The organism is Blastococcus sp. SYSU DS0552, assembly GCF_054050815.1.
Genome location: NZ_JBJHAB010000015.1, coordinates 47005 through 60465, shown reverse-complemented (window position 1 = coordinate 60465; position 13461 = coordinate 47005). Strand labels below are relative to the sequence as shown.

At 73.4% G+C, this 13461-nt stretch carries 11 protein-coding genes; 1 reads left to right on the top strand and 10 read right to left on the bottom strand.

Annotated features, from left to right (window positions below; all coding sequences use genetic code 11):
• Positions 1-28 precede the first annotated feature (28 nt).
• Genes ACI8AG_RS15360 through ACI8AG_RS15340 form a run of 5 tightly spaced genes read right to left on the bottom strand, consistent with a single transcriptional unit; the run spans position 29 to position 5927 of the window.
• On the bottom strand, positions 29-1120 hold the full coding sequence (locus tag ACI8AG_RS15360; RefSeq protein WP_456597730.1) for a pyridoxal-phosphate-dependent aminotransferase family protein: 1092 nt from the start codon (positions 1118-1120) through the stop codon (positions 29-31).
• Positions 1121-1180: 60 nt separating this feature from the next.
• The gene (gene aspS, locus ACI8AG_RS15355; protein ID WP_456597729.1) at positions 1181-2956 is read right to left on the bottom strand and encodes an aspartate--tRNA ligase; all 1776 of its coding nucleotides are present in this window, start codon (positions 2954-2956) and stop codon (positions 1181-1183) included.
• Between the two features lie 36 nt (positions 2957-2992).
• Positions 2993-3976 (bottom strand): aldo/keto reductase, encoded by a 984-nt coding sequence (locus ACI8AG_RS15350; RefSeq protein ID WP_456597728.1) that lies wholly within the window; start codon positions 3974-3976, stop codon positions 2993-2995.
• Positions 3977-3984: 8 nt separating this feature from the next.
• A complete protein-coding gene (hisS, locus tag ACI8AG_RS15345) occupies positions 3985-5247 on the bottom strand; it encodes a histidine--tRNA ligase (RefSeq protein WP_456588637.1) in 1263 nt (420 codons plus the stop codon).
• Positions 5244-5927 carry an MBL fold metallo-hydrolase gene (locus ACI8AG_RS15340; RefSeq protein WP_456597727.1) on the bottom strand — a complete coding sequence of 228 codons (684 nt, stop codon included), beginning with the start codon at positions 5925-5927 and terminating at the stop codon, positions 5244-5246. Before ACI8AG_RS15340 ends, hisS begins: the two co-directional genes overlap by 4 nt.
• Before the next feature lie 147 nt (positions 5928-6074).
• On the opposite strand from ACI8AG_RS15340, the gene ACI8AG_RS15335 reads away from it, so the two are divergent.
• Positions 6075-6914, top strand: a complete 840-nt coding sequence (locus ACI8AG_RS15335) for a peptidylprolyl isomerase (protein WP_456597726.1) — start codon at positions 6075-6077, stop codon at positions 6912-6914.
• A 148-nt stretch (positions 6915-7062) separates the two neighbouring features.
• Here the strand turns inward: ACI8AG_RS15335 and ACI8AG_RS15330 are convergent, their stop codons facing one another.
• The 5 genes from ACI8AG_RS15330 to yajC all read right to left on the bottom strand — a co-directional run bounded on the left by ACI8AG_RS15330 (position 7063) and on the right by yajC (position 13449).
• Positions 7063-9510 carry a RelA/SpoT family protein gene (locus tag ACI8AG_RS15330; RefSeq protein WP_456597725.1) on the bottom strand — a complete coding sequence of 816 codons (2448 nt, stop codon included), beginning with the start codon at positions 9508-9510 and terminating at the stop codon, positions 7063-7065.
• A gap of 93 nt (positions 9511-9603) precedes the next feature.
• A complete protein-coding gene (locus tag ACI8AG_RS15325; RefSeq protein ID WP_456597724.1) occupies positions 9604-10155 on the bottom strand; it encodes an adenine phosphoribosyltransferase in 552 nt (183 codons plus the stop codon).
• Entirely contained in the window at positions 10152-11495 is a 1344-nt protein-coding gene (gene secF / locus ACI8AG_RS15320) for a protein translocase subunit SecF (RefSeq protein ID WP_456597723.1), read from the bottom strand. Before secF ends, ACI8AG_RS15325 begins: the two co-directional genes overlap by 4 nt.
• Positions 11492-13123, bottom strand: coding sequence for a protein translocase subunit SecD (gene secD / locus ACI8AG_RS15315; protein ID WP_456597722.1), 1632 nt, complete (start codon positions 13121-13123; stop codon positions 11492-11494). Before secD ends, secF begins: the two co-directional genes overlap by 4 nt.
• A gap of 14 nt (positions 13124-13137) precedes the next feature.
• Positions 13138-13449 carry a preprotein translocase subunit YajC gene (yajC, locus tag ACI8AG_RS15310; protein ID WP_456597721.1) on the bottom strand — a complete coding sequence of 104 codons (312 nt, stop codon included), beginning with the start codon at positions 13447-13449 and terminating at the stop codon, positions 13138-13140.
• Positions 13450-13461: the final 12 nt, after the last annotated feature.

The window sequence follows — 13461 nt, the reverse complement described above, 5'->3', positions numbered from 1 at the left end:
CCTCCTGGTTGCGGAACGCCCCAGGACCCTAGCGCCCGAGGACCGCCTTCAGCGCCGACAGCACGAACGCCACCTTCGCGGGGGCCGCGTTCGGGCCCATCAGGCCGATCCGCCAGACGGTCGAGGCGTACGCGCCCACTCCCCCGCCGATCTCCAGGTCGAAGCGCTCCAGCAGCTCGCGGCGGACGGCGGCCGAGTCCACGCCGTCGGGCACCTTCACCGTGGTCAGCTCCGGCAGCCGGGAGCCCTCGGCGGCGAAGAGCTCCAGGCCCATCTCCTGCAGCCCCTCGTGCAGCAGCCGGCCGGCGTCGGCGTGCCGGGCGTGCACCGCGTCCAGCCCCTCGTCGAGGATCCGGCCGAGCCCCGCGTGCAGCGACACGACCATCCCGGTCGGCGCGGTGTGGTGGTACGTGCGGCCACCGGACCCGGCCGCCTCGCCCGCGTACCCGCCGAGCATGCCCAGGTCGAGGTACCAGCTCTGCGGCTTCTCGATCCGCCGCTCCCACGCGCGGTCGTTGATCGTGAACGGCGCGAGCCCCGGCGCGACGCCCAGGCACTTCTGCGACCCGGAGTAGGCGAGGTCCACCCCCCACTCGTCGAGCTGCACCGGGATGCCGCCGAGCGAGGTGACGCAGTCGGCCAGCAGCAGCGCGTCACCCTTGCCGGCAGCCAGCGGCTGGAGGTCGGAGCACACCCCCGTGGAGGTCTCGGCGTGCACGGCGGCGATGAGCTTCGGCGACGGGTGGGCGGCCAGCACGCGCTCGGCGTCGACCGGCTGCCCCCACTCGTGCTCCACCGCGATCACCTCGGCGCCGCAGCGGGCGGCGACGTCGGTCATCCGCTGGCCGAACAGGCCGTTCACCGCGACGACGACGACGTCTCCTGGCCCCACGGTGTTGACGAACGCCGCCTCCATGCCCGCCGACCCGGTGGCCGACAGCGGCAGCGTGCGCCGGTTCGCCGTGCCGAACACCTGGCGCAGCCGGTCGGACGTCTCGTCGAGGATCCGCAGGAACTCCGGGTCGAGGTGGCCCAACAGCGGCTGCGCCAGCGCGACCTGCGCCTCCGGGTACGGGTTGGACGGGCCGGGTCCGAGCAGGGTGCGGGCGCGCAGCGACATGCCCGCGACGCTACCGGCGCCCGGAGGCGCGGGCCCGGTCACCGCCGGGGCGATCGGCCGCTACTTCGTCGGGTCGGACGGCCCGGGCGCCCCGGGCTCACCGGGCAGCGGCGGCTCCTCCGGCTTCGCGTCGATCCCGGCCTCCTTGCGCTGCGCCTCGGTGATCGGCGTCGGCGCGCCGGTCAGGGGGTCGAAACCGGCGCCGGTCTTCGGGAAGGCGATGACCTCGCGGATCGACTCCACCCCCGACAGCAGCGCCGACAGCCGATCCCACCCCAGCGCGGCACCGGCGTGCGGCGGCGGGCCGTAGGCGAACGCCTCGAGGAAGAACCCGAACCGCTCGCGGGCCTCCTCGCGCGACATCCCCAGGGTCTCGAACACCCCCTCCTGCAGCTCGGCGTCGTGGATACGCACCGACCCGCTCATGACCTCGTTGCCGTTGATCACCATGTCGTAGGCGTCGGACAGCGCCGCGCCCTTGTCCTCGGCGAACCGGTCCCGCCACTCGGGGGTGGGCGAGGTGAAGGGGTGGTGCATGAACGTCCAGTCGCCGTCCTCGGTCTCCTCGAACATCGGGAAGTCGACGACGAACAGGAACGACCAGGTGCCGGGCTCGATCAGGTCGAGGCGCTTGGCGATCTCGTTGCGCGCGGCGCCGAGCAGTTCCTGGGAGGAGCGCCGGGCCCCGGCGGCGAAGAAGACGCAGTCGCCCGGCTTGGCACCGACGGCCTCGATGAGACCCTCGCGCTCGGCGTCGGAGATGTTCTTGGCCACCGGGCCGCCGAGCGTGCCGTCCTCGGCGATCGTCACGTAGGCCAGCCCGCGGGCACCGCGGGACTTGGCCCAGTCCTGCCAGGCGTCGAACGCCCGCCGGGGCTGCGACCCGCCGCCGGGCATCACGACGGCGCCGACGTACGGCGCCTGGAAGACGCGGAACGGCGTGTCGGCGAAGTAGGAGGTCAGCTCGGTCAGCTCGACGCCGAACCGCAGGTCCGGCTTGTCCGAGCCGAACCGGTCCATCGCCTCGCGGTAGGTCATCCGCGGGATCTCGGGGATCTCGTACGACGCCAGCTCCCGCCACAGCGAGCGGACGACGTCCTCGGCGATCGCGAGCACGTCGTCGCGCTCGACGAAGCTCATCTCGAAGTCCAGCTGGGTGAACTCCGGCTGCCGGTCGGCGCGGAAATCCTCGTCCCGGAAGCAGCGGGCGATCTGGTAGTAGCGCTCCAGCCCACCGATCATCAGCAGCTGCTTGAACAGCTGCGGCGACTGCGGCAGCGCGTACCACTTGCCCTGCTGCAGCCGCACCGGCACGAGGAAGTCCCGGGCGCCCTCGGGCGTGGAACGGGTGAGGTTCGGCGTCTCCACCTCGACGAAACCGTGCTCCGCCATCACGCCGCGGGCGATGCGGCTGATCTCCGAGCGCAGCCGGATCGCCCGCGCCGGGCCCTGACGGCGCAGGTCGAGGTAGCGGTACCGGTAGCGGACGTCGTCGCTGGCGGCCTGGTCGGTCTCGATCGGGAACGGCAGCGGGGCCGACGTCGACAGCACCCGCAGCTCGGAGGTGGCCACCTCGATCTCGCCGGTGGGCAGCTCGGGGTTCTCGTTGCCCTCGGGCCGCCGGCGCACCTCGCCGGTGACGAGCACGCAGTACTCGTTGCGCAGGTGGTGGGCCTCCTCCTCGCGGACGACGACCTGCACGTAGCCGGAGGCGTCGCGCAGGTCGAGGAAGACCACGCCGCCGTGGTCGCGGCGGCGGGCGACCCAGCCGGCGAGGGTGACGGTGGTGCCGGCATCGGACGCACGCAGCGTTCCGGCGTCGTGGGTGCGGAGCACGTCGGGCCTTTCGGTGGAGCGGAAGGAGGGGGTGGCTTACCAGCGGTCGTGCACGTGGGCGCGGATGCGCTCGTCGTACACCCGCTCGAGGTCGGCGAGCTGGGCGTCCGACAGCGGCGCCATGGTGGCTGCGGCGACGTTGCCGCGCACCTGGGTGACGTTGCGCGCGCCCGGGATGACGGTGGTGACGCCGGGCTGGTCGATCACCCAGCGCAGCGCGAAAGCCGCGGTGGGCACGGCGTCGCCGGCGATCTCGGCCACCTCGCGGGCGGCCGCGACACCGACGTCGAAAGGCACGCCGGCGAAGGTCTCGCCCACGTCGAAGGCCTCGCCGTGCCGGTTGAAGTTCCGGTGGTCGTTCTCCGGGAACGTCGTCGACTCGTCGTACTTGCCGCTGAGCAGGCCGCTGGCCAGCGGAACGCGGGCCAGGATGCCCACGCCGGCGTCGGCAGCCGCGGGCAGCAGCTCCTCCAGCGGCTTGCGCCGGAAGATGTTCAGGATGACCTGGATGGTGGCCACCCCCTCGTGCTGCAGCGCGGTGAGACCCTCGGCCACCGTCTCGACCGAGACGCCGTAGGCCGCGATCGAGCCGTCCGCCACGAACCCGTCGAGGGCGTCGTAGACGCGCTGGTCGGAGTAGACGGCGGTCGGCGGGCAGTGCAGCTGGACCAGGTCGAGGGTGTCCACGCCCAGGTTCCGGCGCGACCGGTCGATCCACGCGCGCAGGTTCTCGGGCGTGTACTGCTCCGCGGTGAAGGGGTCGGCACGGCGGCCGGCCTTGGTGGCGACGAACGGCCGGTCGGCCCGGGGCGCGAGCGCCTTGCGGATGCGCTCCTCCGAGCGGCCGTCGCCGTAGACGTCGGCGGTGTCGAGCAGGGTCACCCCGGCGTCGAGCGCGGCGTCGAGGACCTCGGCGGCGGTGTCCTCGTCGACGTCGCCCCAGTCACCGCCGAGCTGCCACGTGCCCAGCCCGATCACGCTGACGTCGGCCCCGGTCTTCCCGAGCGGTCGCTGCTCCATCGAAGAAGTCACCCCTCCACACTCGCACGCACCCGGTCGAACAGCTCACCCACGGGGACGGCGACCTGCTCACCTGTGCGCATGTCCTTGAGCTGGCCCACGCCGTCGGCGAGGTCCCGCTCCCCGATGACGACGACGTGCGAGGCACCCGACCGGTCGGCGGCCTTCATCGCGCCCTTGAGGCCGCGGTCGCCGTAGACCGTGTCGGCCGCGACCCCGGCGGCGCGCAGCTGACCGACCAGCCGCACGGCCACCCGCTTCGCCTCGGCGCCCAGCGGGACCACGAACGCCTGCACGCCCGCGACCGCGCCGACGTCGAGCCCCTCGGCCTGGACGGCCAGCAGGGTGCGGTCCACCCCGACGGCGTAGCCGATGCCGGATACGTCGGGGCCGCCGAGCGCGGCCGAGAGCCCGTCGTAGCGCCCCCCGCCGCCGATGGCCGACTGCGCGCCGAGGCCGTTGTGCACGAACTCGAACGTCGTCTTCGTGTAGTAGTCCAGCCCGCGCACCAGCCGCGGCGCCTCGGTCCAGGTCACGCCGAGGTCGGTGAGGTGCTGGCGGACGGCGTCGTAGTGCGCCTTCGTGGTGTCCGACAGGTGGTCGACCATCAGCGGGGCCTCGTCGAGCTGGGCCTGCACCTCGGGCCGCTTGTCGTCGAGCACCCGCAGCGGGTTGATCGCCGCCCGGCGCCGGGTCTCCTCGTCGAGGTCGAGCTTCGCCAGGTAGGCCACCAGCAGCTCGCGGTACTGCGGCCGGCAGGTGGCGTCCCCCAGCGAGGTCAGCAGCAGCTCGAAGTCGGTGAGCCCGAGGTCGCGGAACCCCTGCACGCCCAGCGCCACCACCTCGGCGTCCAGCGCGGGGTCGTCGACGCCGAGCGCCTCCATGTCCACCTGGGTGAAGTGCCGGTAGCGGCCGGCCTGCGGCCGCTCGTAGCGGAAGGCCGAGCCGACGGTCCAGAGCTTCGCCGGCAGTGCGGCGGCGTGCAGCCGGTGCTCGATGAACGCCCGCATGAGCCCGGCCGTCAGCTCGGGGCGCAGGGTCAGCGACCGGCCGCCCCGGTCCTCGAACGTGTACATCTCCTTGGTCACGACGTCGGTGGACTCACCGACCCCGCGGGAGAAGACGGCGGTCTCCTCGAACACCGGCGTCTCGACGTACCCGTAGCCGGCCCGGCGCAGCGGCGCGGTCAGCGCGTCCCGGACGGCGAGGAACCGTGCCGAGTCCGGCGGCAGCGTGTCGAAGGTGCCCTTCGGGGCGGTCAGCCCGCTCACAGCCCGCGCCCCTTCGGCGCCTGCGCGGCCTCGGCCAGGTAGGGGTTGGTCGCCCGCTCCCGACCGATCGTGGTCGCCGGGCCGTGGCCGGGCAGCACCACGGTCTCGTCGTCCAGCGGCAGCACGACGTCGCGCAGCGATCGCAGCATCGCGTCCCACGAGCCGCCCGGCAGGTCGACGCGGCCCACCGAGCCCGCGAACAGCACGTCCCCGGCCAGCAGCCCGGGCGCCTCACCGAGGTCGAGGGAGAACATCACCGAGCCCTGGGTGTGCCCGGGCGCGTGCCGGACGGTGAGATCCACCCCGGCCAGCGACAGCACCGCGCCGTCGTCCAACGCGCGCACCTCCGACGGGTCCGGCAGCCGGACCCCCGTGATCAGCGGCGCCAGCTGCGGCCCGTGCCAGCGCACCGGGTCGGAGAGCATCCCGAAGTCGTCGGGGTGCAGGTAGGCGGGGATGTCGTAGCCGTCGCACACCGGCAGCACCGAGAAGGTGTGGTCCAGGTGCCCGTGGGTCAGCACGACCGCGACCGGCTTGAGACCGTCATCGGCGAGCATGCGGGCCAGGGGCTCGACGGCGTCCATGCCCGGGTCGACGACGACGCACTCCTGGCCCGGCCCGGAGGCGACGGCGTAGCAGTTGGTGCCGAACGCGCCGGCGGGGAACGAGCGGATGAGCACCCGTGCAGGTTACGCGGGGCTCCCCGCCGCACCCGGCGCTGCCAGGGATCGCCCAGCCGCGGCACCTAGACTCGCACCCCGACCAGCGCCGCCGCCCGCCGCACCCGGCCGTGCACCGCGCCCCGTCCGCCCGAGGAGTCCGCCCCCGTGCCCACGAACAAGCAGCGCCGGGAAGCCGCGCAGCGCCACCTGCAGCGCCAGCTGGAGCGCCGCACCGAGCAGGCGAAGAAGCGCCGCCGCAACCTGGGGCTGCTGCTCACCGCGATCGCCGTCGTCGCGATCGTGGGCGCCGCGCTGCTCATCACCAACGTGTTCGGCGGGGACGAGGAGACCGACGACCTGGCGGCCGACCCGACGACCCCGACGGCCACCTCGTCAGCGGCGCGCACCACCAACGCCGACGGCACCGTCACCTGCGAGTACCTGCCCGACGAGTCGGGGAACACCAACCTGACCGACGTCGGGACGCCGCCGAACCCGGAGGCCACCCCCACGCAGGGCACCGCCACCCTCCTGATGAGCACGAACCAGGGGGATCTCACCCTCACGCTGGACCGGGCGCAGGCCCCGTGCGCGGCGGCGAGCTTCGTGTACCTGACCGAGCAGGGCTTCTACGACGACACCTCCTGCCACCGGCTGGTGAACGCCGAGACGTTCGGGGTGCTGCAGTGCGGCGACCCGACCGGCACCGGCGCCGGCGGTCCGAGCTACAAGTACGCCGAGGAGGTCACCCCGGACACCACGTACCCGCGGGGCACCGTCGCCATGGCGAAGACCGCCGCGCCCAACAGCACGGGCGGCCAGTTCTTCCTGACCTTCGTCGACACCGAGCTGCCGCCGGAGTACACCGTGGTCGGCTCGATCGACGAGGCGGGGCTGGCCGTGCTCGACGAGGTGGCCGCCGGTGGGGTCCAGGGCGCGGACGGCCCCGGCGACGGCGCGCCGAACATCCCCGTGACGATCGAGGACATGGCCGTCGTCGGCTGAGGCGCGGCGCCGCCGTCGGGCGCCGGCACGTCCTGGCTCACCTGGCGGGGTCCTGGCTCAGCGTCGACAGTGAGCCAGGACCCCGAACGATCAGGTGACCTGATCATCAGGGGACGACCCGGTCCGGCGGTCGCCGTGCGGGCTGCGGCTACGCGGTGACGCGCTCGACGTCGAAGACGCCGTCCACGTTGCGCACCGTCTGCAGCACCGCGCCCAGGTGCGCCGGGTCCGCCAGCTCGAAGGTGAACCGGCTGATGGCCACGCGGTCGCGGCTGGTCTGCACCGACGCCGAGAGGATGTTGACCCGCTCGTCGGCCAGCGCCTTGGTCACGTCGGAGAGCAGCCGGTGCCGGTCGAGGGCCTCCACCTGGATGGCCACGAGGAACACCGACCCCGGCGACGACGCCCACTCGACCTCGACCAGACGTTCAGGCTTGCTGCGCAGGTCCCCGGCGTTGGTGCAGTCGGTCCGGTGCACGCTCACGCCGCCGCCGCGGGTCACGAACCCGAGGACGTCGTCGCCGGGGACCGGGGTGCAGCACTTGGCGAGCTTGGCCCAGACGTCGGTCATGCCGTGCACGACGATGCCCGGGTCCCCACCGGCCGAGCGGCGCGCCACCGGCCGGCGGGTGGGGATCGCGGTCTCGGCGATGTCCTCGGTCGCGCCCTCGCTGCCGCCGAGCGCGGCCATGAGCTTCTCGACCACGGAGGCCGCGGAGAGCTGGTTCTCCCCCACCGCGGCGTAGAGGGCGGTGACGTCGGCGAACCGCAGGTCCTTGGCCAGCGTCGACAGCGCCTCGCCGCCGAGCAGCCGCTGCAGCGGTAGCCCGGCCTTGCGCATCGCGCGGGTCAGCGACTCCTTGCCGGCGTCGACGGCGTCCTCGCGGCGCTCCTTGGTGAACCACTGGCGGATCTTGGTGCGGGCGCGGGAGGAGCCGACGAAGGTGAGCCAGTCCTTCGAGGGGCCGGCCGTGGGCGACTTCGAGGTGAAGATCTCGACGACGTCGCCGTTGCTGAGCTTGCTGTCGAGCGACACGAGCGAGCCGTTCACGCGGGCGCCGATGGTGCGGTAGCCGACCTCGGTGTGCACCGCGAAGGCGAAGTCGACGGGCGTGGAGTCCCCGGGCAGGCTCACCACGTCGCCCTTGGGCGTGAAGACGAAGACCTCCTGCGGCCCCAGGTCGTAGCGCAGGGTCTCGAGGAACTCCCCCGGCTCCTGGGCCTCCCGCTGCCAGTCCAGCAGCTGGCGCAGCCACAGCATGTCGTCGGGCGAGCCGGCCTTGGGCGGCGCACCGCTCTCCCCCGCGGCCGGCTTGCCCCCGGCGCGGGCCTTCTCCTTGTACTTCCAGTGCGCCGCGATGCCGTACTCGGCGGTGCGGTGCATGTCGTGGGTGCGGATCTGCAGCTCGACCGGCTTGCCCTGCGGCCCGATGACGGTCGTGTGCAGCGACTGGTACATGTTGAACTTCGGCATCGCCACGAAGTCCTTGAAGCGGCCCGGCACCGGCTGCCAGTGGGCGTGCATGATGCCGAGCGCGGCGTAGCAGTCGCGCACCGAGTCGACCAGGATGCGGATGCCGACGAGGTCCCAGATGTCGGTGAAGTCCCGGCCGCGGACGATCATCTTCTGGTAGATCGAGTAGTAGTGCTTCGGCCGCCCGGTGACGACCGCGTCGATCTTGGCCGCCTTCAGCTGCTCGGTCACCGACGCGGCGACCTCGGCCAGGTAGGTGTCGCGGGAGGGGGCCCGCTCGGCCACCAGCCGCACGATCTCGTCGTAGCGCTTGGGGTAGAGCGTGGCGAACGCGAGGTCCTCCAGCTCCCACTTGATCGTGTTCATGCCCAGCCGGTGGGCCAGCGGGGCGAGGATCTCGAGCGTCTCGCGCGCCTTCTTCTCCTGCTTCTCGGGCGGGAGGAAGCGCAGCGTGCGCATGTTGTGCAGCCGATCGGCCAGCTTGATGACCAGCACCCGCGGGTCGCGGGACATCGCCACGATCATCTTGCGGATCGTCTCGGCCTGGGCGGCGTCACCCAGCTTCACCTTGTCGATCTTGGTGACCCCGTCGACCAGGTGGGCGACCTCCGAGCCGAAGTCGGTGGTGATCGTCTCCAGGGTGACGCCGGTGTCCTCGACCGTGTCGTGCAGCAGCGCCGCGATCAGGGTGGTCGTGTCCATCCCGAGGCCGGCGAGGATGGTGGCGACGGCGAGCGGGTGGGTGATGTAGGGGTCGCCGCTCTTGCGCTTCTGGCTGCTGTGCGCGGTCTCGGCGACGTCGTAGGCGCGTTGCAGCAGCGCCAGGTCGGCCTTGGGGTGGCTCTGCCGGTGCAGCGACGCCAGTGGCTCGAGCACGGGGCGCACCAGGCCGCTGCGCTGCCCGGCGACGATCCGCCGGGCGAGGCGGTCGCGCACCCGCCGGCGGGGGGTGCCGAAGTCGGCGTCGGGCGGGTCGGCGCCGACGTCGTCGGGACGGCGGACCGCGGGCCGCTCGGGCAGCGGGCTGCGGACCGGCGCCTCACCCACCGCATCGGCGACGGCCCCACCGGAGACCGCACCAGGCCGCGCCACAGCCGCGTCGGCGGCTACTTCGGAGGCCACGGGCGACTCCTGCGGCTGGCAGAGGGGGGACCCCCACCATGCTAGCCGGACCGCGCCCGCCGCCGCCCGGGCGGCGAGCGGGTTCTCCCTCGGTCAGGTGGTCCAGAGTGCGTGCACCGGGTGCGGTGCCAGGAGCTGCCGCCCCCCGAGGGCCGCCAGCTCGACGACCACCGAGACCGCCGCCACGACGCCGCCGAGCTGCTCGACCAGGGCCACGGCGGCGCCGAGCGTGCCGCCGGTGGCGAGCACGTCGTCGACGAGCAGCACCCGCTGACCGGGGCGGACCGAGTCCGCGTGCAGCTCCAGCGTCGCCGTCCCGTACTCCAGGGTGTAGTCGGCGGACACCCGCTCGCGCGGCAGCTTGCCCGCCTTGCGGATGGGCACCACGCCGACCCCGGCGTCGAGCGCCACCGCCGCGGCCAGCAGGAACCCGCGCGCCTCCACCCCGGCGACGACGTCGAACGGCCGCGGACCGGACCCGTGCGGCGCCGCCAGCCCGTCGACCATGCGCCGGAAGGCGGGCCCGTCGGCGAAGACCGGGGTCAGGTCGCGGAAGACGATGCCCGGTTCCGGGTGGTCGGGGACGTCGACGGTGAGGGAGGCGATGAGCTCGTCGAGCGGCTGCTCGACCGGGGCCGCGCTCACCGGCGCCGCTTGCCCGACGGCCGGCTGGAACCGGGGCGCTGCGGGCGGGCACCCGGCCGCGGGGCGGCGCTGGCGCCCCGCGGCGCGTCCGGCCGCACCGACGGCGGCGACTCGACGACGACGTCGGCGGTGACGGCACCGGGCAGCTCGGAGGCCGCGGCCGCGCCGGTGCTCCGGCGCCGGCGGGCACTGGCCACGGGGCCGGCCGGGACGGCGGCGCCGTCGGCCCGCGCGGCCGAGGAGCGCCTGGCCAGCACCCGCCGGCGCAGCGCCTGCTGGGCCGGCTCGCGCTCCTTGAGGTCGGCGACGATCGGCGTGGCGAGCACGATCGACGAGTAGGTACCGGCGGCCAGGCCCACGAAGAGCACGAGGGCCAGGTCCTTGAGGGTGCCCACGCCGAGCAGGCCGGCACCCACGAAGAGCAGCCCGGCGACCGGGAGCAGCGCGATGACCGAGGTGTTGATCGACCGCATCAACGTCTGGTTGACGGCGAGGTTGGCCGCCTCGCCCCAGGTCATGCGGGCGCTGCGCTCCAGGTCGCGGGTGTTCTCGTCGACCTTGTCGAACACGACGACGGTGTCGTACAGGGAGAAGCCGAGGATCGTGAGGAAGCCGATGACCGTCGACGGCGTGACCTCGAAGCCGACCAGGGCGTACACCCCGGCGGTGACGACGATGTCGTGCGCGAGCGCGGCCATGGCGCCGACGGCCATCTTCGGCTGGAAGCGCACGGCGAGGAAGAGCACGACGGCGACCAGGAAGACCGCCAGCGCCACGAGCGCCTGGTCGGTGATGTCCTGGCCCCACTCCGCGCTGACCGACTCCGGGCTGACCTGCTGCGGGGCGATGCCGACGGCCTCGGCCATCTCCTCCACCACGGCGCGCTCGGTCTCGTTGTCCAGCTGCGAGGTGCGGATGAGCAGCGTGTTGCCGCCGACGACCTGGGCGGAGGCGACATTGGCGCCGGCGTCCTCCGCCGCGGCGCGCGCCTCCTGCAGCTGCTGCTCGGTGCCGGGCAGCCGGAAGCTGTTGCCGCCCTCGAAGTCGATGCCGAAGTTGAACCCGCGGAAGACCATCGAGAGCAGGCACAGCAGCACCACGACTGCGGTGATCCGGTAGATCAGGCGGCTGCGACCGACGACGTCCAGGCCGGCCTCGCCGTTGTAGAGCCGGTGGGCCAGTCCGCCGCGTCCGCCGCGTCCGCCGGGCGCGGCCGGGGTGGCGGCGTCGTCGTCGCTGCCCGGGTCCTGGGGCAACCCGGCGTCGGCGAGCGCCTCCTCGCCGGTGCTCACCGGCGGCTGCTCGGAGGTCGGCTCGGCCGGGTCCGTCGGGCGGGTCATGAGGTGCTCCTGTCCTGCCGGCCGCCGACCGCGGCGGTGGCACCGACGAGTTCCCGCGCCGGTGCGGCGGGGCCCGTGCGACGGGTGTGCTCCACCCGGCCGAGGCCCGAGAACCGGTTCTTGCCGAAGTTCTTGAACCGGGAGAGCACGGCCATGAGCGGGTGGGTGAAGAGGAAGACGACGACGAGGTCGAGCACCGTCGACATGCCGAGGGTGAAGGCGAAGCCCTTCACGTCGCCGATCGCGAGCAGGTACAGGATCGCCGCGGCCAGGAAGCTGACCGCGTCCGCGGAGAGGATGGTGCGCCGCGCCCGGACCCAGGCCCGGGGAACCGCCGACCGCAGCGACCGGCCCTCCCGGATCTCGTCCTTGAGCCGCTCGAAGTACACGACGAAGGAGTCGGCGGTGATGCCGATCGAGACGATGAACCCGGCGATGCCGGCGAGGCTGAGGGTGAACCCGATCTCCCGCCCCAGCAGGATCAGGCAGGCGTAGACGACCACCGCCGAGAGGATCAGGCTGGCGATCATGACGAGGCCGAGCAGCCGGTAGTAGACCAGCGCGTACACGAAGACCAGCGCGATGCCGAGGGCGCCCGCGATGAGGCCAGCCTCCAGCTGCTCCTCGCCGAGCTCGGTGGAGATCGACTGGGCGGTCGCCTGGGTGAAGGTCAGCGGCAGGGCGCCGTACCGGAGCTGGTTGGCCAGCTCGGTGGCCGACTCCTGGTCGAAGCTGCCCTGGATGGTGGTCTGGCCGTTGATCGCGCCCTGGATGGTGGGCGCGGAGACGACCCGGCCGTCCAGGGTGAACGCCACGTTCGACCCCACGTTGGCCGCGGTGTAGTTGGCCCACGTCTCCCGCCCGCCGGACCGGAAGTCGAGCAGGACGATCCAGCTGCCGTCGGTCGGGTCGGTGGCGGCGCTGGCGTCGTCGATCTCGGTGCCCTCGATGATCGTGGGCCCGAGCAGGTACTTGACGGTGCCGTCCTCGCTGCACGCGGCCACGAAGTCCTCGGGCCGGGTCACCTCGCCCAGCAGCTCCTCCGCGTCGCAGGTCAGCGTCGCGAACTCGGCGGCGGCCTCCTCCTGCGTGACGGCGGGGGCGTCCGGGTCCGGCAGCGTGGGGTCGGCGACGGCGCCGTCGCCGGTCGCCGGGTCCTCCGCCGCGTCGCCGGTGTCCTCCGCGGCGCTCCCGTCGGCCGTCTCCCCCTCGGTCGCCTCGGCGTCGGTGCCGGGCTCCTCCTCGGCGGGGCCGGCGGGGGCCACCTCCAGCACGGGCCGGAAGCGCAGCTGCGCCGTGGCACCGAGCTCCCGGGCCTGCTCGCCGTCGTCCCCGGGCACCGAGATGACGATGTTGGAGTCGCCCTCGGTGACCACCGAGGCCTCGGCGACGCCGAGGCCGTTCACCCGCTGCTCGATGATCCGCCGGGCCAGCTCCAGGTCCTCCTGGGCCGGCGCCTGGCCGTCGGGGGTGCGGGCGGTCAGGGTCACCGTCGTACCGCCGCGCAGGTCGAGGCCGAGCTGCGGCGTCCGGGTGTCCCCGGTGAAGAAGACCAGCCCGTAGAGCAGGGCGACGATCAGCACGAACGCGCCGAAGTAGCGCCCCGCGGGGAGGGTGCGGTTGGCCACGGAGGTCCCCCGGGTCAGACGGTGCCGTCGGCCGGGCGCGCGGGGTCCTCGTCGGACGGCGCGGCCCCGGCCGGGCGGCGGACCTCGAGGATCGCCTGGCGGGCGAAGGTCGCCACGACACCCGGCGCGATCTCGAGGTCGATGGTGCTCTCACCGACCCCGGCCACCGTGCCGTGCATCCCGCTGGTCGTCATGACCGGGGTGCCGACGGTCAGGGAGGCCAGCAGAGCCGCGTGCTGCTCCTGCATCTTCTTGCGCTGTCGCGCGGGCAGCACGAACAGCACGACGGCCAGCAGGGCCAGCATGATCAGCGGGAAGTACTCCACGACAGGTGTGCC